The sequence below is a fragment of the Streptomyces sp. NPDC048192 genome, from assembly GCF_043202415.1.
Lineage (GTDB): Bacteria > Actinomycetota > Actinomycetes > Streptomycetales > Streptomycetaceae > Streptomyces.
In genome coordinates, this window is sequence record NZ_JBIDAL010000013.1 from 154,817 (window position 1) to 175,103 (window position 20,287).

Annotated in this window: 16 protein-coding genes; 8 read left to right on the plus strand and 8 right to left on the minus strand. The window is 73.8% G+C overall.

Features of this window, described 5'->3' with window-relative positions:
• Window positions 1-12 precede the first annotated feature (12 nt).
• From pcaH to ACGFZN_RS27505, 5 genes are all read left to right on the plus strand, one after another.
• Window positions 13-786: a protocatechuate 3,4-dioxygenase subunit beta gene (gene pcaH, locus ACGFZN_RS27485; protein ID WP_393861164.1), complete on the plus strand. Its 774-nt coding sequence runs from the start codon at window positions 13-15 to the stop codon at window positions 784-786.
• 5 nt (window positions 787-791) lie between these two features.
• Window positions 792-1,394, plus strand: a complete 603-nt coding sequence (gene pcaG, locus ACGFZN_RS27490; RefSeq protein ID WP_393861165.1) for a protocatechuate 3,4-dioxygenase subunit alpha — start codon at window positions 792-794, stop codon at window positions 1,392-1,394.
• Complete coding sequence (gene pcaB / locus ACGFZN_RS27495; protein WP_393861166.1) at window positions 1,391-2,761, plus strand: 3-carboxy-cis,cis-muconate cycloisomerase; 1,371 nt, start codon at window positions 1,391-1,393, stop codon at window positions 2,759-2,761. The genes pcaG and pcaB overlap by 4 nt, the downstream gene beginning before the upstream one ends.
• Window positions 2,758-3,885, plus strand: a complete 1,128-nt coding sequence (gene pcaD, locus ACGFZN_RS27500) for a 3-oxoadipate enol-lactonase (protein WP_393861167.1) — start codon at window positions 2,758-2,760, stop codon at window positions 3,883-3,885. The genes pcaB and pcaD overlap by 4 nt, the downstream gene beginning before the upstream one ends.
• Window positions 3,886-3,949: 64 nt before the next feature.
• Entirely contained in the window at window positions 3,950-4,741 is a 792-nt protein-coding gene (locus ACGFZN_RS27505) for an SDR family NAD(P)-dependent oxidoreductase (RefSeq protein WP_393861168.1), read from the plus strand.
• 35 nt (window positions 4,742-4,776) lie between these two features.
• On the opposite strand, the gene ACGFZN_RS27510 is transcribed toward ACGFZN_RS27505, so the two are convergent.
• A complete protein-coding gene (locus ACGFZN_RS27510) occupies window positions 4,777-7,461 on the minus strand; it encodes an ATP-binding protein (protein ID WP_393861169.1) in 2,685 nt (894 codons plus the stop codon).
• Between the two features lie 250 nt (window positions 7,462-7,711).
• Here ACGFZN_RS27510 and ACGFZN_RS27515 point away from each other — a divergent pair, with 250 nt between their 5' ends.
• Window positions 7,712-8,764, plus strand: a complete 1,053-nt coding sequence (locus ACGFZN_RS27515) for a DUF2510 domain-containing protein (protein WP_393861170.1) — start codon at window positions 7,712-7,714, stop codon at window positions 8,762-8,764.
• A 165-nt stretch (window positions 8,765-8,929) separates the two neighbouring features.
• Here the strand turns inward: ACGFZN_RS27515 and ACGFZN_RS27520 are convergent, their stop codons facing one another.
• Complete coding sequence (locus ACGFZN_RS27520; RefSeq protein WP_393861171.1) at window positions 8,930-9,568, minus strand: TetR/AcrR family transcriptional regulator C-terminal ligand-binding domain-containing protein; 639 nt, start codon at window positions 9,566-9,568, stop codon at window positions 8,930-8,932.
• A 270-nt stretch (window positions 9,569-9,838) separates the two neighbouring features.
• Between ACGFZN_RS27520 and ACGFZN_RS27525 the strand changes: the two genes are divergently transcribed.
• Both ACGFZN_RS27525 and ACGFZN_RS27530 read left to right on the plus strand, forming a co-directional pair.
• Entirely contained in the window at window positions 9,839-10,642 is an 804-nt protein-coding gene (locus tag ACGFZN_RS27525) for a phosphatase PAP2 family protein (protein WP_393861172.1), read from the plus strand.
• Window positions 10,639-11,598, plus strand: a complete 960-nt coding sequence (locus ACGFZN_RS27530; RefSeq protein WP_393861173.1) for a hypothetical protein — start codon at window positions 10,639-10,641, stop codon at window positions 11,596-11,598. Before ACGFZN_RS27525 ends, ACGFZN_RS27530 begins: the two co-directional genes overlap by 4 nt.
• A 63-nt stretch (window positions 11,599-11,661) precedes the next feature.
• Here the strand turns inward: ACGFZN_RS27530 and ACGFZN_RS27535 are convergent, their stop codons facing one another.
• The 6 genes from ACGFZN_RS27535 to ACGFZN_RS27560 form a co-directional block, all read right to left on the minus strand.
• Window positions 11,662-11,997 carry a hypothetical protein gene (locus ACGFZN_RS27535; protein ID WP_393861174.1) on the minus strand — a complete coding sequence of 112 codons (336 nt, stop codon included), beginning with the start codon at window positions 11,995-11,997 and terminating at the stop codon, window positions 11,662-11,664.
• Between the two features lie 86 nt (window positions 11,998-12,083).
• A complete protein-coding gene (locus ACGFZN_RS27540) occupies window positions 12,084-12,968 on the minus strand; it encodes a phospholipid scramblase-related protein (protein ID WP_393861175.1) in 885 nt (294 codons plus the stop codon).
• A gap of 66 nt (window positions 12,969-13,034) precedes the next feature.
• Window positions 13,035-15,083, minus strand: a complete 2,049-nt coding sequence (locus ACGFZN_RS27545; protein WP_393861176.1) for a phosphocholine-specific phospholipase C — start codon at window positions 15,081-15,083, stop codon at window positions 13,035-13,037.
• Between the two features lie 215 nt (window positions 15,084-15,298).
• On the minus strand, window positions 15,299-16,696 hold the full coding sequence (locus ACGFZN_RS27550) for a DUF4407 domain-containing protein (protein ID WP_393861177.1): 1,398 nt from the start codon (window positions 16,694-16,696) through the stop codon (window positions 15,299-15,301).
• Window positions 16,686-18,188: a hypothetical protein gene (locus tag ACGFZN_RS27555; RefSeq protein ID WP_393861178.1), complete on the minus strand. Its 1,503-nt coding sequence runs from the start codon at window positions 18,186-18,188 to the stop codon at window positions 16,686-16,688. The genes ACGFZN_RS27550 and ACGFZN_RS27555 overlap by 11 nt, the downstream gene beginning before the upstream one ends.
• A 2-nt stretch (window positions 18,189-18,190) precedes the next feature.
• Window positions 18,191-20,140, minus strand: coding sequence for a hypothetical protein (locus ACGFZN_RS27560; protein ID WP_393861179.1), 1,950 nt, complete (start codon window positions 20,138-20,140; stop codon window positions 18,191-18,193).
• Window positions 20,141-20,287: the final 147 nt, after the last annotated feature.

Genomic DNA, 20,287 nt, shown 5'->3' on the forward strand with positions numbered 1-20,287 from the left:
CTAGGACTCGCCATGACGCTCACCCAGCAGGACATCGACCAGGAGATCGCCGCCGAGCACGCGGCGTACGAGAAGCGCGTCGCCGACGGCGCGCCCGTCGAGCACCACCCGCGCCGCGACTACGCGCCGTACCGCTCCTCGGTGCTGCGCCACCCCAAGCAGCCGCTGGTCGCCATCGACACCGCCCAGGACCCGGAGATGGTGGAGCTGCACTCCCCCGCCTTCGGGGAGCGCGACATCACCGGGATCGACAACGACCTCACCCGGCACCACCGCGGCGAACCGGTCGGCGAGCGGATCACCGTCTCCGGGCGGCTGCTCGACCGCGACGGGCGCCCGGTGCGCGGTCAGCTGATCGAGATCTGGCAGGCCAACTCGGCCGGCCGCTACGCCCACCAGCGCGAACAGCACGACGCCCCGCTGGACCCGAACTTCACCGGCTTCGGCCGCACCGTCACCGACGCCGAGGGCCGCTACCACTTCACCACCATCCAGCCCGGACCCTACCCGTGGCGCAACCATGTGAACGCCTGGCGCCCGGCGCACATCCACTTCTCGGTGTTCGGCACGGCGTTCACCCAGCGGCTGGTGACGCAGATGTACTTCCCGAACGACCCGCTGTTCCCGTACGACCCGATCCTGCAGTCGGTGACGGACGACTCGGCCCGGCAACGGCTGGTCGCCACCTACGACCACGGTCTGTCGGTGCCGGAGTTCTCCCTCGGCTACCACTGGGACATCGTGCTGGACGGCCCGGCCGCCACCTGGATCGAAGAAGGACGCTGACCGCCATGACGAAGATCGACACGAGCAGCCCGGAGCAGGTGCTGCCCACCCCGTCCCACACGGTCGGCCCCTTCTACGGCTACGCCCTGCCCTTCCGCGGCGGCGAGGAGATCGCCCCGCTCGGACACCCGGACACGATCACCGTGCACGGGTACGTCCTCGACGGCGCGGGTGAGCCGCTGCCGGACGCGCTCGTCGAGCTGTGGGGTCCGCGCCCCGACGGCACGGTCCCGCAGGTGGACGGCTCCATCCGGCGCGATCCGGCTACCGGCGGCTATCTCGGCCGCAACGGCGTGGAGTTCACCGGCTGGGGCCGGATCCAGACCGACGCCGACGGCCACTGGTACGCCCGCACCCTGCGCCCCGGGGTCCGCGGCCGGGGCGCGCCGTACCTCAGTGTCTGCGTGTTCGCCCGCGGCCTGCTCGTGCACCTGTTCACCCGGATCTATCTGCCGGGCGACGAGGCCGCGCTCGCCGCCGACCCGCTGCTCACCCGGGTGGGCGAGCGGCGCGACACGCTGATCGCCGCCGAGGAGGGTCCGGCCGCCTACCGTTTCGACATCCGCCTTCAGGGCGAAGGCGAGACGGTCTTCCTGGAGTACCAGTGACTCCCCCACCCTTCGGGCGGGCGGTGCCCCCAGACCACAGGGACGGCGACACCGGCCTGCTCGCCCCCGGGTGGGCCGGCTCCCCCGCCGCCGACGCGACCGGCGACAGCGCGGGCCTGCGGGCCATGCTGGACGCCGAGGCCGCCCTGACCCGGGCCCAGGCCGCGCTCGGCCTCGCCCCGGCCGAGGCCGCCGAGGCGGTGACCCGGGCCGCCGACCCCGCCCGCTTCGACGTGCGCTCCCTCGCCGAACGCGCCCGCGCCGGCGGCAACCCGGTCATCCCGCTCGTCGCCGATCTCACCGCCGCCGTGGGCGAGCCGTACGGCCAGTATGTGCACCGGGGCGCGACCAGCCAGGACATCCTGGACACCGCGCTGATGCTGGTCGCCGCGCGCACCCTGGACCTGCTCCGCGCCGACCTCGACCGCACCGGGCGCGCGCTGGCGGACCTGGCCGCCGCGCACCGGGACACGCCGATGCCGGGCCGCACCCTCACCCAGCACGCGGTGCCGACGACCTTCGGCCTGAAGGCGGCCGGCTGGCGGTCGCTGGTACTGGACGCCCGGGACCGCGTCACGGCGGTACGCGAGGAGCTGCCCGCCCAACTCGGCGGCGCCGCCGGGACACTGGCGGCCTTCCAGGCGTACGGCGCCCAGGACCCGGCCGCGCTGACGGCGGCGTACGCCCGTGAAACCGGCCTGGCCGCACCGCGGTTGCCCTGGCACACCCTGCGCACCCCGATCGCCGACCTGGCCGGCTGCCTGGCGTTCACCGCGGGCGCCCTGGGCAGGATCGGCGAGGACGTGCTGACCCTGTCGCGCACCGAGATCGGCGAGGTGACCGAGGGCAGCGGCGGCGGCTCGTCCGCCATGCCGCACAAGGCCAACCCCGTGCGCTCCACCCTCCTTTCGGCCGCGGCCCGGCGCGCCCCCCAGCTCGCGGCCACCCTGTACGGCTGTGTCGCCGCCGGGGACGAACGACCGGCCGGGGCCTGGCACGCCGAGTGGGAGCCGCTGCGCGACCTGCTCCGGCTGACCGGCGGCGCTGCACGCGACGCGGCCGGACTCGCCGCGGGCCTCGAGGTGCACGCCGACGCCATGCGCCGCGATCTGGACCTGACCCGTGGACTGATCGTCTCCGAGCGGCTGTCCGCCGTCCTGGCGCCCCGGCTCGGCCGCGCCCGGGCCAAGGAGCTGCTGACCACGCTCGCCCGCCGCACCCACGCCGAGCACCGCTCGCTCGGCGAACTCCTCGCGGAGGAGCCCGAGGTGAAGGACCTGGATCTGGACCTGGCCGAGCTGACCGACCCCGCCCGCTACACCGGTTTCGCCGGTGCCCTCACCGACCGTGCCCTGGAGCGACGTTGACCGAGAAACTCCTCAACCACCGGACGGAAGGCCCGGCTTCGGCGCCCGCGCTGCTGCTCGGGCCCTCGCTCGGCACCTCGTACGCCCTGTGGGACGCGCTCGCCCCGGAACTGTCGGCCCGTCACCGCGTGGTGCGCTGGGACCTGCCCGGGCACGGCGGCAGCGCGCCGGAGCTGATCGGGCCGGGCGCCACCGTCGCCGACCTCGCCGCGCTGGTGCTGGATCTCGCCGACGCGCTCGGCATCGACCGGTTCGCCTACGCGGGCGTCTCCCTCGGCGGCGCGGTCGGCCTGCACCTGGCCGTGCACCACCCCGACCGGCTGACCTCGCTCGCGGCCATCTGTTCCTCCGCCCACTTCGGCGGCGAGACGCCCTGGCGGGAGCGGGCGCAGCGGGTGCGCCGGGAGGGCATGGAGTGGCTGGCTCAGAGCGCCGACGCCCGCTGGTTCACTCCCGGGTTCACCGTGCCGCGGCTGGTCCGGGACCACCGCGAGGCCGACCCGGAGGCGTACGCCGCCTGCTGCGACGCGCTCGCCGCGTTCGACCTGCGGGACCGGCTCGGTGCCATCGCCGTACCGACGCTCCTGGTGGCGGGCAAGCAGGATCCCGCGACGCCGCCCGGGCATCTGCGGGAGATCGCCGACGCGGTGCCCGGCGCGACGCTCGTGGAGCTGCCCGGCGCCTCCCATCTCGCGCCCGCCGAGTGCCCGCGTGACGTGCTGGCCGCGCTGCGCAGCCAGCTCGACGGGCCGCCGGCCGTCGGGATGGCGGTGCGCCGCGAGGTGCTGGGCGACGCGCACGTGGACCGGGCGCAGGCCCGGCAGACCCCGTTCACCGCCCGCTTCCAGGACCTCATCTCCCGCTACGCCTGGGGCGAGATCTGGACCGATCCGACGCTGTCCCGGCGCGAACGCAGCATGATCACGCTGACCGCGCTGGTCGCCCACGGGCACTACGACGAGCTGGCGATGCACGTCCGCGCGGCGCGGCGCAACGGGCTCACGCCGGAGGAGATCGGCGCGGTGCTGCTGCAGACCGCCGTGTACTGCGGGGTGCCGGCCGCCAACTCGGCGTTCGCGACGGCCCAGCGGGTGCTCGCCGAGGAGGACGGCGAAGGAGTGTGACCCTGCCGGTCGTAGCTTCGGCAGCACCTCCCTCGCGGCGCCGGCCCGTGCCTAGGGTGGCGGCATGTCCACCATCCTGATCACCGGCGCCACCTCCGGGCTCGGCCGGTACGTCGCCTTCGAACTGGTCCGTTCCGGCCATGCCGTGCTCGCCCACGGCCGGGACCGGGACCGCACCGAGCGGCTGGTCGCGGAGCTGCGCACCGAGGGCGAGGCCGAGGGGTTCGTCGCCGACCTGGCGTGGCTGGCCGAGGTGCGCGAGCTGGGCGCGCGGGTCGCCGAGGCCCGCCCGGACCTCGACGTGCTGATCAACAACGCGGGTGTGGGCGGCGGCACACCCGGCTCCGGGCGGGAGCTGAGCGCCGACGGGCACGAGCTGCGGCTCGCCGTGAACTACCTCGCGCCCGTCGTCCTCACCCGGTCCCTGCTGCCGGTCCTGCGGGCAGGCGCACCGGCCCGGATCGTGAACGTCGGCTCGGCCGGCCAGGAACCCCTCGACTTCGCCGACCCGGAACTCACCCGCGGCTACAGCGGGATGTCGGCGTACTGCCGCAGCAAGTTCGCCCTCGCCGCGCACACCTTCGCCCTCGCCGAGGAACTCGCCGGCAGCGGCGTCTCGGTGAACGTCCTGCACCCGGCCACCTTCATGGACACCGCGATGGTCCGCGAGAGCGGGATCGCCCCGTGGAACCCGGTCTCCGACGGCGCGCCCGGCGTCCTGGCGCTGGCCACGCAGGACCTGGGCAGCGGGGGCTACTTCGACGGGACGCGGCGGGCACGTGCGCACGAGGAGGCGTACGACCCTCAGGTGCGGCGGCGGCTGGCGGCGGTCACGGAGCAGCTGCTGACGGTGTGAGGCCCGCGCACACCGGCGGCGGAACCGCCGTCCGTCTACCGCAGCCCGCGTGCCGTCTCCAGTGCCTGTCGCGCGCGGGCCGCGAGTCCGTCCGCGCCGCAGGCCCGGGCGAGGTCGAGGCCCCGGCGCAGTTCGGTGCCGGAACGGGCGGCGATGCCGTACTCCACGCGGGCCGCCGCGTGTTCGTACTGGCAGGGTGAGGCCTCCAGGTGGGCGACGGCCCGGGCGGCGAGCTCGACCGCGCGGCTGCCGGTCTCCAGGGCGGCGGCGCAGCGCAGGGCCTCGCCGATGGCGGTGTCCGTGCCGAAGCGTTCGGCCTGCCGGCGGGCTTCTGCCGCGAGGTGGGCGGCGCGCTCGGGGTGCTGTCCGGCGAGGGCCTTGGCGAGGTCGACGGACCACGGGGACAGGACCGGGTTGTGGCCGCCGCGTGAGGCCGCGGTCTTCTCGGCGGCCTCCAGTTCGTGGATGCCGTCCTCGGTGCGGCCGACCGCGAGCAGCAGCCGGCCGCGCACACAGCGGATGTCGGGCAGCACGATCGTGGACGGGTAGGGCGGTGCGAAGCCGTACTGCTCGGCGATCGACCAGGCCTCGTCGGTACGGCCGCGGGCGAGCAGGGTGTCGACCAGTCCGCAGGTCGCCGACCAGTACAGCGGCAGGCGGCGGCCGACGCGTTCGGCGAGGGCGAGGGCCTCGCGCAGGGTGGACTCGGCGTCGCGCAGCCGGCCCTGCCTGCGGTAGGCGAGCCCGAGGAAGGCGTTGGCGAGGGAGAGGTGGCCGCCGCGCCAGCCGGCCGTGGTGTAGACGCGCAGGGCCTCGGCGAACAGGCTCTCGGCGCGGTCCAGCCGGTCGGCGTAGGCGTACGCGCTGCCGAGCATCATCAGCAGCTCGATGCCCCACTCGGGGTCGGTCCAGCCGAGGCCGGGGGCGAGCCGGCCGTTGACGAGGGTGCGGTCGCACAGGTCCAGGACCTCCTCGGCGCTCTCGCCGTGGGCCATGGCGTCGAAGCCGCGCAGGACGAGCAGCGCGCGTTCGGAGTTGTCGCGGCCGGTGCAGGTGCGCGCGAGTTCGGCCAGGCGCCGGGAGCGGGCCGGGGAGACGGTCTCGCCGTGGATGGCCTCCCACATGAACTGCACGGCCTGCAGCCGCATCCGAACGGGACCCGGCCGGTGCCGGGCGGCCTCGGCCTCGACCGTGCGGACGGCCTCTTCCAGCTGGTCGTTGTGGAGCAGCGCCTGGGAGAGCCGGACCACCGCGTCGACCCGGCGTTCGGGGCCGAGGCCGGGCATGCCGAGGGCGTGCCGGAGGTGTTCGACGGTGACGGCGGGCGCGGTGAGCAGGGTGGCGCAGCCCAGTTCGTACAGGACGTGCGGCTGGACCTCGGGCAGCGGGGGTTCCCGCAGGGCGCGTTCGAGGCAGGTGCGGGCGGCGTCGGGGGCGCCGACGGCGAGGTGTTCGCGGGCGGCCTCGCGCAGCTGCTCGACGAGTTCCTCGTCGCCGTCGGGGTGGACCTTCAGCAGGTGCCGGGCGGCCTGGGCGGCGCCGCGTCCCAGCTCGGTGATGAGCTGGGCGGCGACGCCGTGCATGGCGGTGCACACACCGGACGGGATGGAGTCGTAGACCGCGCTGGCGATGAGCGGGTGGACGAACTCCAGCTCGCCGTCCTCGTGTTCGCCGCCGGCCGCGGGGTCGGGCGCGGTGAGGATGCGGGCGGCGCAGAGCAGTTCGGCGCAGTGCCGGGCGACGGGCTCCTCCATGGTGGCGAGGCGGGCGACCGTGCCGGCGGTGATGCCGGTGCCGAGGATGGCGGCCGCCCAGGCGAACTGGGTGGCCTCCAGGCCGAGTTGCTTGATCCGGTCGACGATTCCGCCGCCGCGCGCGGCGCGGTTGAGAGCGCGCAGTTCACCGGCTCTCGCCTCGACCGGCTGCAGCTCGCTGTCCCGCACCTTGGCGAGGAGTTCGGTGGTCTCGTAGGGGTTGCCGGCGGTGACGGCCCAGACCTCGCGGCAGAAGGCGTCGTCGGCGGCCCGGCCGAGGGCGGCGCGGGTGAGTCCGGCGGCGGCGTCGGGGGTGAGGGCCTTGAGGTTGCCGACGGGGCGGCCCGCCGCGGCGGCCACCGCGTCGAGGTGGCGGGCGCTGTCGCCGCCGGTCCCGCCGGGGCGGCGGGCGACGACGACGAGGACGGACAGGTCGTCCAGGCGCTCGGCGAAGGCGGCGAGCCAGCGCAGGGTCTCCTGGTCGGCCCAGTGCGCGTCGTCGATCAGCAGCACCAGCGGCCATTCGCGGCGGGCGAGCCGGCGTACCGCGGCGACGAGGCCGTCGCACACGTACTGCGGGTCGACGCTGGCCTCCTGCGGGAGCGCTATGCCCAGCGCGGGGCCGGCGATGTCGTACCAGTCGCCGAGGTACTCGCGGGCCTCCTCGGGCAGTAAGGACAGCAGGGCGGGCTGGAGCAGCTGTCGTACGACGTTGAACGGGACCGACCGCAGGGTCTCGGCGCCTCGCGCGGACCACACGGTGCAGCCGCGGCGTTCGGCGACGCGGCGGATCTCGGCCAGCAGGGCGGTCTTGCCGATGCCCGCCTCGCCGCGGAAGACCAGCAGCTCGCCCGCGGACGACCGGTCGGCGCACAGGAGGTCCAGTGCCCGCGTGACGGTGGCGAGTTCCGCGTCCCGCTCCCACAGGGAAGCCGAGGCAGCCGCCGGCGGCCGTCCCTCCGTCATGCCGTTCCCTCCCCAGGTCGCCCGGATGACGTACACGCCGAGCGTAGCCGTCCGGTGGGACACGTGGCGGCCGCACGGGGCAGGTGGTGCCCCGGAGGGTGAAAGCGGGTGCGCACGGGCGACGTCCGGGCGGGCCGGGCGCCGGTCCGGAGCGGCACGGAGAAAAAAACCGGTGGTGAAATGTCCGGTCCGGTGGTTTGGCGGCGGATCCTCTCATCCCGCTTTCACCGACGCCTCATACGGTGGGGTCATGACGCAGGTGACTCCTCCCGGGTGGTACCCCGACCCCGGGCAGACGAACGACGGCCCGCCCACCGAGCGCTGGTGGGACGGCAATGCCTGGACGGACCGGACCCGCCCCGCGGGCACGGCCGCCGTCTGGGGTCCCCCGCCGCAGCCCCCGGTGGGGGATCCGCAGCCGGCCCGGCAGGCCGCGCCGGCGTACGGCGGGCAGCCCGGTTACCCGGCGTATCCGCCGTATCCCGCGCCGCCCCCGGCCGGGCCGCGGCGCGGGGTGCGCACGGGCATAGCCGTGGCGGCGGCGGCCGCGGTGCTGGCGTGCATCGGAGTCGGCGTGTGGGCCCTCACCAAGGACCCCGGCACCGGCGCCGACCAGGCCGGTTCCCGGCAGGGAGCGGCGGGCGGACCGAACGGCGGCCAGGGCGGGCCGGGCGGCGGCTTCGGCGGCCAGGGCGGGTCCGGCGGCACGGAGGGTCCGGGGGGCTCGGGCGGCGCCTCGCCGTCGCCGGACCAGTCCGAGGCGCCCAAGGTGCCGGGCGGCGGCACGGTGCCGGACCCGGTCGACGGCATCAGCCTGCCGGTGCCGAAGGGCTGGACCGGGCAGACGTTCCGCGCCGGCGCCCAGGTGACCTCCGACGACTCCTACAAGTGCCCGGGCGACTCCGCACAGACCTGCACCCCCGGCGGCGCCTACTCGACCCCGGCGCAGGCGGTGGGCACGAAGGGCGACACGGCCGAGGAGGTCGCCAAGGCGGACATCGCGGCCAACGCCGAGGAGTCCTACGGCGGCAAGGTCTACGGCGGCATCACCTCGCACCAGGTGCTGGGCTCCGGCGCGGTGACGGTGGCCGGGCAGAAGGGGTACATGGTGCGCTGGAAGGCGGTCACCAGCAAGGGCGCCGACGGCTATGTGGAGTCCGTCGCCTTCCCCTCGCCGAACGACGCCCAGCAGATGGTGGTGGTGCGGTTCGGCATCGACGTCGGACAGAAGACGTCGGTCGTCGACGAGATCCTCAAGGGGATCAAGGTCTCCTCCGCCGGCGGCAGCGGCCAGGACGTCTGACCGCCGGCCCGGGCGGGCCGCGCCCGGACGTGTGCGGCCGGGCGGGGCACCCCTCCGCTCAAGGGGTGCCCCACCCGGCCGGCGGTGCGCGCCGCCCCCGTCCCCACGGTGCGGCGCGGACAGGTCACCGTTCCGTCATCCCCTGAACGGCGGCCTGGGCTCGGGTCAGTGCTCGTCGCCGGGCGGCCCTTCGGCCAGTCCGAGCGCGGGCAGCACGACGGCCTCGACGAACCGGCTCAGATAGTCGGAGTCGGCGTACTCGCCGCAGAGCACCGGCCGTACGCGCAGCACGCCGAACATCATGGCCGGGACGAACTCCAGCGCCGGATGACCGGCCCTGATCTCGCCCCGCTCGACGCCGCGCGCGAGGATCTCCTGCAGCGCCGCGATCTCCGGGTTCACCAGCGCCTCGCGCAGCGCCTGGGCCAGTTCGTGGTCGGCGGTCACCGCGGGCCCCAGGGCCTGCAGCAGCTTGGTGTCCTTGCCGGACCAGTCCCCCGCGGCCCGCGCGGCCCGGCGCAGGTCCTCGGCGAGCGATCCGGTGTCGATGCCGGCGAACCGCACCCGGCGGCTGGCGCGCAGCGCGGCGGCGACGAACTGGGGCTTGGTCTTCCACTGCCGGTACAGCGTGGACTTGCTGCACCGGGTGGTGGCGGCGACGCCCTCCATGGTGACGGACTCGTAACCGCACTCGCGGATCTGGTCCAGCACGGCGTCGAAGAACTCCCGCTCACGCTCGGGCGTGATCTTGGAGCGGCGCGAGGCGACGACCGTCTCCGGTCCCTCCGCGGCCTGCGACGTCATGCGCTGCTTCCCCTCACTCGTGTCCGGCGGTGACTTCGGCACGGCCCACTCAAGCCCGGTTCGAGCAGGGCTCGAACCGGGCTGTGGAGCCTGTGGCTCCAGTGTGTCGCACATCAACCGATACGCCAGTGTACCGGTACTCGACCGTATCGGTACACTGGCGTATCGGTACACTGTCGTATCGGTACGAGGACGTATCGAAGAACCCCGGCCCAGGGCGGGGGTTCGTCCGCACCACACACGCACCACCGTCAGCGAAGGGGCCGGGGGATGACTGCCCGAACCGCGCCTGCAGAGGCGGCGCCGGAGCCGCGGCACACGACCGCGCGCCCCGCACTCATACGTGAGCTTCTGCTGGTCGCGGGGCTCTTCCTCGTCTACAAGCTCGGCCGCCAGCTGGCCACGGGCCACACCGCCGAGGCCCTGCGCAACGCCCACCGGGTGTGGCACCTGGAGCGGACCCTCGGCCTGCCGCACGAGAACGCGGTGCAGTCCCCGCTGCTGCACGGCACCACCCTGGTCCACCTCGCCAACACCTACTACGCCACCGTCCACTTCCCGGCGACGCTGGCCTTCCTGGTCTGGCTGTACCTCAGGCGCCCCGCGCACTACGTGTGGGCCCGCCGGGTCCTCGCGGTCGTCACCACGGCCGCGCTGGTGCTGCCGTTCACGTTCCCGCTGGCGCCGCCGCGGATGCTGACCGGCACCGGCCTGGTGGACACCGCGCGGGTCTACGGCCCGGACGTGTACGGCCCGCCCTCCAGCGACCATCTGTCCAACCAGTTCGCGGCGATGCCCTCGCTGCACTTCGGCTGGGCGCTGATGGTGGCCGTCGGCCTGATCGCGGCCATCCGGTCCCGGTGGCGCTGGCTGTGGCTGCTGCACCCGCTGATCACCCTGCTGGTGATCGTGGGCACGGCGAACCACTACTGGCTCGACGCGATCATCGCCACCGCCATGCTCGGCACCGCCCTCGCGGTGATCCATCCGCCGCACCGGACCGCCACCGCGGCCGGGCGCGGTACCGGCCGGCTCGCGCCGCGCGAGCCCGTCCTGGCGGGAGCGGGCCGATGAACGCCGCCGCCGTGGCCGCCGTCGCGCTCTCCCTCGTCTCCGCGGTCGCCTACGCGCTGGCCGCCGTCGCCCAGGAACGCCTCGCCTCCCGCACCACCGGCACCGGCCTGCTGCGGCTGCTCGGCACGGGCGCCTGGTGGTGGGCGGTCGGGCTGAACGCGGCCGCCGCGCTGCTGCACGTCGTCGCCCTCAAGTACGGACCGCTCACCCTGGTCCAGCCGCTGGGCGCGCTCACCCTGGTCGCGGCCGTGCCGCTCGGCGCGCGGGCGGCCGGGCGGCGGGTCAGCGCGGTGGAGTGGCGCGGTACGGCGCTGACGCTGCTCGGGCTCGCCGCGATGCTCGTCACCGCCTCCGGTCCGGCGCCCGCGCGGGTGCTGTCGCTCCCCGAGGCGCTGGCGGTCGCCGGTACGGCCGCTGCCGCGATCGGCACGCTCTCCCGGCCCGGCGCCCGGCCCGGGCTCCGGCACGCCACGGCGTCCGGTCTCGCCTCCGGCGTCGCCTCCGCGCTCACCCAGACGGTGACCGTGGCCGCCACCGACCGCACGGGCCCGGCGCTGAGCACCGAGGTGATCGTGGTCGCCGTACTCGTCGCCGCGTTCGCCGTCGGCGGGCTGCTGCTGTCGCAGACCGCCTACCGCGGCGGCCTCGGCGCGCCGCTGGCCCTGGTCACCCTCGCCAACCCGGTGGCCGCCGCGGTCATCGGCCTCACCCTGCTCGGCCAGGGCCTCCACGGCGGCCCGGTCGGCGTCCTGCTGGCCCTCGCCGGTGCGGGCCTGGCGTCCTGGGGCGTGGTGCTGCTCACCCGGATCGCGCCGCAGGGCGCACCCGAGCCGGTGGACGCCGGGGAGGACCACCCCGTCGCCCGGGTGCTGGCCCTGGAACCGGACACGGCGGCGGCCGAACCGGCCCTGGTGCCGCGGCAGCCGGAGCAGCCCGGACACCTCACGGCGCTCTGACGCCCGGGACTCCCGGACACGCCGGCGCGGCAGTCGACGCGGGTCCCGCGCCGGCGGGCCGGTTCACTCCGCGTGGACCAGTGCTTCCTTCTGCAGCTGCACGGCTGCCAGCAGGCTCAGCCTCGGCTCCGCCTGGCGCAGCGCCTTCACCGCGGCGACCGAGGCGAGGTCCCCCGTGAAGCCCACGGCGGCCAGCCGGGACCGGGTCCAGCGGGCGCGGACCCGGCCCTCGCTGCCGGACGCCGCCGACTCGACGAGTGCCAGGGCGCGCTCCAGGCCCGGGCGCTCCTCGGGCGGCGCCCCGGCCAGCGCCGCACGCAGCGCGTCGGCGACCACGTCCGCGTCCCGGATGACCGGCACGACATCGTGCTTCCTGCTCAACCCCGTGAAAACAGCCATGGGGATCATGCTGGCCGCAGGTCCCTTGACGGACAAGGGACTTGAGGTAGCTCAGAGGTCCGGGACCTCCCCCCGTCGGGGCCCGCTCAGTTCCAGCCCCGCGAGTCCTGCTTGAGGGCGGTGTCGACGGTGAGGGCCGTCGCCACCACGAGGCTCAGCAGCGGCTCGGGCAGCTGGTAGTGGATCTGCAGGACGTAGTTGTCCGCGGTGGTGAAGAGCGTCTTGGCGAGGCCCTCCCAGGTCTTGGTGATCCGGGCGACCTCGTTGTCCGCGTGGTCGACGATCGCGAAGTTCCACGCCCGCCAGTTCTCCGCCTTGATCGCGCCGACCTGCTGGCCGTTCGCGTTCATCGCGAAGTTGATCTTCCCGATCATGTTCTGCTGGACGATCTCGCCGACCTGCGAGCCGTCCGGACGCGAGACGATCACCCGGGACTTGAAGAACTTCGCGGGCCGGGTCAGCAGCAGCTGCGGCCGGCCGTGGGCGTCGCGGATCTCCAGCTTGTGGGTCATGAACTGGTCGAGGCTGGAGACGAAGCGCAGGATCTTCTTCAGCGCGCTCTGCCCGACCTCGGTGACCGAGCCGATCTCCCGGCCGTGCTGGTCCATGACCTTGTACTCGTTGGTCAGCTCGATCAGCTTGGCCTTCTGGTTCACGACCAGGACGGGCTCGGTGAAGAGGGTGCCGCCGCCGGGGCCGCCGGCGGCGACCCCGGCCTGCTGCTGCACCTGGCGCTGCACCTTGGGGTCGGCGCCCTGCGCCTGCGGGGCGCCGTACTGCTGGGGCGCGGCCTGGTGCTGGGGGGCCGTCTGCTGCGGCGGCGCGGCCTGCTGCTGCGGCACCTGACCGGCGGGCTGCTGCGCCGGGTTGGTGTGCTCGGTCCACTGCGCGCCGTCCCAGTAGCGCAGCGTCTGCGGTGCTCCGTGCGGATCCGGGTACCAGCCTGCAGGAGTGTTCGATTGCGTGGTCACCGGGGCACACTACCGTGATGTGACCGGTACCTGACCAGTCCGCACGGAGCGGTGTTCATCGCCCGTTCACTCCGTGGCGATCGCCGGGTCGCTGACGCCAGGCCGTCCGTTCTCGACATGGCCGGCGAAGCCGCGCAGGAAGGCCGGGTCGGCCTCGCAGGTGACCGTCACGTCGTACCAGCGCCTGCTCGCGGTGAGGTCCACGGTGCGCCGGACGGTGGCACCGGGCCGTACGGTCACGGTGACCGGGCCGCCGCCGTACCCGTTGACGACCTTCAGCCTCACCGTGCCGGAACCCTTGTTGGTGAAGGTGAGCTCGAGGTCGTCGCCCACGTGCCGCGCGGTCGCCTCCGGTCCCGCCGCCCTGCCCCTGCCCTTGAACACGCGCAGGAAGCCGTTGGGGCCGTGCACCGCGAGGTCGTGCACGCCGCCGGAGTAGGCCGAGTTCCAGGTGTCGGACAGGGACGTGCCGGCCGCGGTGGTGTAGGTCCAGGGGCCGTCGGTGCGGTTGCCGGAGGTCACCAGGAAGGCGGCGCCCGCCTCCGGCCCCGAGGCGAAGGTCAGCCTCAGCGTGCCGGCCGCGGTGTCCGCCGAACCGTCCACGACGGGGGCGTACTTCAGCGGGCGGGTGGGCCGGCTGCCGGGCTCCTGCTTCGGCAGGGCGGGGTCGGCGGGCGGCTTGGGCACGTAGTCGGGGTGGCGGTCGTGGTCCGGCGGCTGGTAGGAAGCCGTGGACGGCAGCGCGACCGGCCCGGTGTCCTTGCGGGAGAAGTCGAAGGCGCTCGTGAGATCGCCGGCGACGGTACGGCGCCAGGGCGAGATGTTCGGCTCGTGCACGCCGAAGCGGCGCTCCATGAACCGGATGATCGAGGTGTGGTCGAAGGTCTCGGAGCAGACGTAACCGCCCTTGCTCCACGGGGAGACGACCAGCATCGGCACGCGCTGGCCGAGCCCGTAGGGGCCGGCGACATGGCTCGCGTCGCCCTTGTACAGGTCGAGGGAGGCGTCGACGGCCGACTTGCCCCGGTCGCCGGAGGCCGGCGGGAAGGGCGGGATCACGTGGTCGAAGAAGCCGTCGTTCTCGTCGTAGGTGATGAACAGCGCGGTCCTCCCCCACACCTCGGGGTTGGAGGTGAGCGCGTCCAGGACCTGCGAGACGTACCAGGCGCCGTAGTTGGCGGGCCAGTTGGGGTGCTCGGTGAAGGCCTCGGGGGCCACGATCCAGGAGACCTGCGGCAGCTTGCCCGCCTTGACGTCGGCCTTCAGCCGGTCGAAGAAGCCCTCGCCCTTGCGGGCGTCGGTGCCGGTGCGGGCCTTGTCGTACAGCGGGTCGCCGGGCACCGCGTCGCGGTACTGGTCGAAGTACAGCAGGGAGTTGTCGCCGTAGTTGCCGCGGTAGGCGTCGTCGATCCAGCCCCAGCCGCCGTTCGCGTCGAGGCCGTCGCCGACGTCCTGGTAGATCTTCCAGGAGACCCCGGCCTTCTCCAGCCGCTCGGGGTACGTCGTCCAGCCGTAGCCCTTCTCGTCATTGCCGAGGACCGGGCCGCCGCCCTGGCCGTCGTTGCCGACGTACCCCGTCCACATGTAGTAGCGGTTGGGGTCGGTGGAGCCCATGAAGGAGCAGTGGTAGGCGTCGCAGACGGTGAAGGCGTCGGCGAGCGCGTAGTGGAACGGTATGTCCTGGCGGGTCAGGTGCGCCATGGTCGTGGAGCCCTTGGCAGGCACCCACTTGTCGTACTTGCCCCCGTTGAAGGCGGCGTGCGTGTCCTGCCAGCCGTGCGGCAGGTCCTGGATGAAGGCCAGACCCAGGTCGTCGGCGTCCGGGTGGAAGGGCAGCAGGTCCCGGGTGCCGTCGGACTGCTTCCAGACGGACCTGCCGTTCTGCGTGACGGGGCGGGGGTCGCCGAAGCCGCGGACGCCCCGGAGCGTGCCGAAGTAGTGGTCGAAGGATCGGTTCTCCTGCATCAGGACGACGATGTGCTCGACGTCCTGGACCGTGCCCGTGCGGTGGAGCGCGGGCAGCGCGGCGGCGCGCTGGATGCTGCTGGACAGCGCGGTGAACGCCGTGGTGGCGCCCGCGAGTTGGAGGAATCGGCGCCGGTTGACTTCGGGCATGGGTCTGGGGGTCCTCTCGTCCTGACGTACGTGATGCCGTTCGGCTGACGGAATCTGCGCGGAGCGAGTGTTCCAAGAGCAGCAAACGTCAGGGAAGGGTGCGATGGCGCCCGTGTGAAAGTCGGGGGTACGGCGAGAGCGGGGTGGCGGGCCGGCGCCGGCCCGGATCCGGTGGGCCGGGCGGCGCGGGCCGGCCGGCCTCCTCGGCGTGCGTCTCAGCGCCCGGCACCCCAGGGCGCCAGGTCGTCGCCTGCCAGGTCGGGAGCGGTGGCCGTCAGGTCCTTCTCGGCGTCCCGGCGCAGCAGCCGCTCGGCGAGTTCGTCGATCAGGGCGCGGCGCTCCGACTCACGGCGGGCGCGGGCCTTGGCGAGTTCGTGGGACGCTGCTTCCCTGACCTGTGCGCCCTCGGCGCGCAGCACGGCCAGTTCCTTCTCCAGGCGCTCCCGGTGCCGGTCCTCCTCCGCGCGGAGTTCCGCCTCGTACCTGCGCTCCGCGCTCTCCAGGTGGCGGTGCAGCAGCCGGTCGTAGCGGCTGACGCCGCCCATCAGCTTGACCAGGACCGGCAGGGAATCCAGGACCAGCAGCAGCAGGTGGAGCACGATGCCGAGGAAGCACGGATAGAACGCGCTGGTCATCACCGCCCACAGGGCGTCCGCGCGGTCGAGCAGGCCGGTGGAGCGCAGTTCCCGGTCCTTGGCCGCGCGTTTGGTCCGGGCCGCGTCCAGGACCTTGACCCGGTACTCGTCGGTGGCCGACTTCATCCGGGTCGTCAGCGTGTCGATCCGGTTCCGCAGGGCGGTGGCCCTGGCGCGGTCGGCGTCGACGTCGTTGCCGTGGCGGTAGCCGTCGGCTTCCTGGCGGGCGATCCGGCACTGCTGGGTGACGTCCAGTCCGCCGCCCACGCGGATGTAGTTCTTCCTGCTGCACAGTTCGTTGGAGGTGGCGTCCAGTTTCGCCTGCCGCTTGTCCACCGCGTCGATGTGCGCGGTGAGCTTCGCCAGCTGGTCCTTCACGGATCCGATCTGGGTGCGCAGCGCCGCCGGGGAGCCCTGGAGCCCCAGCTGGGCGTGGGCGCAGCCCGGCAGGTTCTCGGTGGAGGTTCCGTCGGCCGGGTTGCAGCGCAGCAGGTCGCGGTAGTAGGCCTGCACGGCCTGCTCCCGCTCCCCGGCCAGGTGCTTGTTCATCTCGGGCGCGAACACCTGGAACAGCAACGGCTCCGCCATGGCCAGCCCCAGCAGGAGCGACAGGAGGAAGCGCGGCAGCAGCGCGAGACGCCGGCGGCCCGTGATCCTGCCGTGTGTGCTGGAGACCAGCCAGCTGTCGACGAGGAAGACGAAGACGGCCCACACCGTCCCGGCCGCCAGCAGAGCCCAGGGCGAGGCCGACCCGAGCAGGGAGTTCAGGGCCAGGCACACCGCGATGCCACCGAGGACCGCGGTGGCGAGGACGATCCCGCCGTACCGGCTGTAGGCGACGCGCTCGGACGGAACGCGGTCGAGGACGGGTTCGTGGACGCCGATCTGGGCGCGCAGCAGCCGCCCCGGGCCCCGGCCGGCCCGGTCCCCGCGTGCCGGGTCCGCGGGGAGGGGGGATATGCGTCGGTCAGTAGCCATTTTCTTCCCTGCCCACGTCGCCGATGTCGTAGGTGTCGCTGTCGTGGTCCTCGTCGTGCGGCGGGGCGTCCTTGCCGACCCGGGCGGCGCCGTCCGCGGGAGTGTCGGACGGGCTCTCGCCGGCCGGGTCCTGGAGCGCCTCCCCCTCGATGGGGTCGCCGTTCTCCAGCTGCTTGCCGGCATCGCCGGCGTCCGGTCCGAGGCCGGCGCCGACGATCCGCTCCAGCAGCGTCTGCATGTTGATCGGGGTCGTGTCGGTGTGGCCCTCCTGGATGAGCTTCTTGTAGAGCTCGAAGTACATCTCCTGCTGTCGGTCGACGCGGGCCTTCTTGTCGCGCTCGTGGCGCAGCAGGTCCTCGCGCTGGTGCTGTTCGCGGCGGAGCTGGTCCTCGCGCTGCTCCTTGCTGCGCACCAGGCGGTCCTCCCGCATGGCCTCCAGTTCGCGGATCTTCTGCTCCCGCTCCAGCTCCCAGCGCCGGTCGGCCCGCTCGGTGTCGCGCACGAGGTCCTCGCGCCAGAGGGTGGACAGCCGCTCCAGCAGGGCCCGTTCGGTCTCGTCCCGGCGCTCCTCGGCCTGCCGCACCTCCTGCTCGGCCGCGCTGAGCCGGTCCGCGAGCTGTTCGGCCGTCAGCTCCTTCCTGCGGTAGGCCCGCAGCAGGGCCCAGCGGGAACCCAGCTTCGCCGTCTGGCCGGCGTCCAGTTCCTCCTGTTCGCGTTCGTAGGCGGCCCGCTGCTCGGCCAGCTGCAGCTCGATCTCCTGGTCGCGCCGCTGGAGTTCCTCCTGGTGCCGCTTGTCCCGCAGCTCCAGCTGCTGCCGGTGCTCCTGCTCGCGCACCTTGCGGTCCTGCTCGACCGCCTGCTCCACCTCGTCCTGCCGGCGCCGCAGCTCCAGCTCCTCCAGCTTCTTGTGGAAATCGCGGAGTTGACTTGGTGTCAGCAGCTCGACACCGACCAGTTCGGCCGACATGCCGGGCAGCCGGGGCGGTTCGGTGAGGGAGTAGGCGGTGACCCGGGCGGAGACCGTCTTGCGTGCCTCGGTGAGCTGTCCGGCGCCGTAGTCCAGGCCCTCGTCACCGAGCCCGGGGCAGCCCCGCAGGTAGGAGGCGAGGGCCTCGGCGGCCTCCGGCGGTCCCCCGTCGCGCATGAGGGCGACGGCGTCGTCCACCGTGCAGCGGAAGCGGCCGCGTACGGCGAAGTCGTCGGTGTCGGCCGAGGGTATGGTGACCATGGCCTCCACCAGGACGTTCCTGCGCTTGTCCACCACGCTCACCGAGGTGGCCGAGACCGCCGTGTCCGAGCGCGGGTCGAGGCCTCCCCGGTCCTCGACCCAGGTCTCACCGACCCGGTACACGGCCACCTGGTGAGGGCCGAGCCTGGGCAGTTCCGCGGGCTCGCGCCGGGGGCCGCCCAGGCTGCGCCAGCCTCGGGTGGCCGGGGGGTCGAGGTGCCGGCTCGACACCACGGGATAGGGCGGACGCGACTCGTCGTTCATCTTCATGCCTTTCGCAGTTCGTCCAGCAGGGCGCGGATCGCGTCGTGCGGGCCCTTGCCCCGGGTCAGCCGCACGAGGTCGGTGCCGAGCGCGGTGCGCTCCGCCGCGTCGGGCAGGTGGGCGCGCAAGCCCCTGCCCAGGGCGCGGGCCGCCGTCTCGGTCTCCTCGGTGAGGACCGGCAGGGCCCTGAGGTGGTCGGCGAACGCCTGCACCGCGATGCGGCGCACCGGCCGGTAGCAGAAGGCGCCGGCCCACAGGTGCAGAAGCGCGTCCGCGCGGTCGGGATGGAGCACGAAGTAGCGCATGGCCACCGGCCTGCCCGAGGCGTCCCGGATGCACAGGATGGTCACCACGACGGCGAAGGTCTGCGACTTCAGACGGGACCGGGCGGACGTGGAGGCGTGCTTGCCCAGCCGGTAGGTCAGCAGCCCGAGGACGCGGGAGGGGTCCTCGTCGTGGTAGACGAGCAGGGCGAAGAACCGGGCCAGCGCGGCGGCGCCCATGCCGGAGCCGTTCTCGTTCGCGATGAGGTGCCACAGCCACTTCACGGCGTCGGAGGGGAAGCGCACACCGAGCCACCCGCTGAAGGCCAGCGCCGCGGTGCCGCGCAGCTCCGGGGAGGCGGACAGGGCCCAGTCCCGGGCGATGGCGAGGGCCGCCGTGTCCAGTCCCAGGTCGCTCTGGCTCATGTCCCACAGCACGTAGACGGCCATGCGCTGGCCGCGCCGGCCGGCGTGGCCCGCGGCCCACGGCAGCAGGTAGCTGCGGACGACCTCCTCGAAGTCCGTGGTCGCCAGGATCGCGAGCCCGGCGGCCATGGACACCTCGAACTCGTCTCCGGAGACGGTGCCGGACGGGCACGGGGCGTCGGGCTCGCTCAGCAAGGCGGTCAGCCACGTCTGCACGGCGTCCCAGAACTCCACCCCGAAGCGGGCGCACAGCTCGGTGAACACCCAGCGCCGGTGCGAGGGCGTGCCGAACAGCACGACCTCACGGGTGACCGTGCCCATCGGGATCCGCCGGGTGGTCAGCAGCTCGATGTCGAGCAGGGCGCGCCGGTGGTCGAACAGGGCCGCCTCGGCGCCGCCGGCCCGTTTCCCCGCCGGGGCCTTGTCCTTGCCCGCCGCGGCCGGCACGCCGGCCGCGGTGAGGGACACCGGGACGCTGTTCAACGCGCCCCGCGGTGCGCCCGCGCCCGTGAACTCCCGGCTCAGGTGGGAGTCGAGCAGGGCGAACAGCTGCTCGCAGGCCCTGATGCCGTTGCCGGCCGCGAAGGCCACGGTGGTGACCTGGAGGATCTCCCGCATGGTGCGGCCCGGTGCGTCGAACCAGCGCTGCACCGTCTCGTAGGTGTTGGTGTCGTACTCCTCCCAGACCTGTGCGGGCGTGCGTCCCGCGCAGATGCCGTCGGCGACCTCCGCGGCCTTGGCCACGGGGCAGTTGGGCCGGATCAGGTTCACCGCCTGCTCGATCGTCTCCTCCGAGCAGCCGCCGAGGTTCAGCCTCAGGCGCAGCACCTCCTCGGTGGACGGGGCCTCCCACAGGACGTGGCGGACCGAGGTGGGCAGCGCGGGCCGCATGCGCGGGCGGGTGGTGACGACGAGATGGGCCCCGCACTTGTGGACGCGCTCCTGCACCCGGCGCCAGGCGAAGTCCGCCTGGGCGTCCCTGAGGGCGCCGTCGTCGACGCGGTCCAGTACGACGTAACCGTTGCCGCTGTCGAAGGTCCGCTCCGCGAGGTCCTCCAGGGTGATGTCCGGGGACAGCACGATCATCCGGCCCCCGCCGCGCATCACCTTCTTCAGCAGGGCGACGGCTCCGGACCGTTTGCCCGTCCCGGACTCTCCGATCAGGGTCACCACCCGGTCGGCGCGCAGGGCTTCGAGGGCTTCGGGGAACGCGGCGGGCGTGGCGTAGCGCTTGAGCAGGAAGGTGACCTCCTCCTCCCGCACGGGCCCGGTGGCGCGGCCCTGGGGGGCGGGGGGCCGCCCCCGCGATGCCGACCACCCCGCCGGGTCCCACGGGGCCGGACAGGTTCTGGTGGACGGTCATGTAGGTGGTGTGGACGGCGGACACCTGCTCGCTGGCCTCGGCCGCGG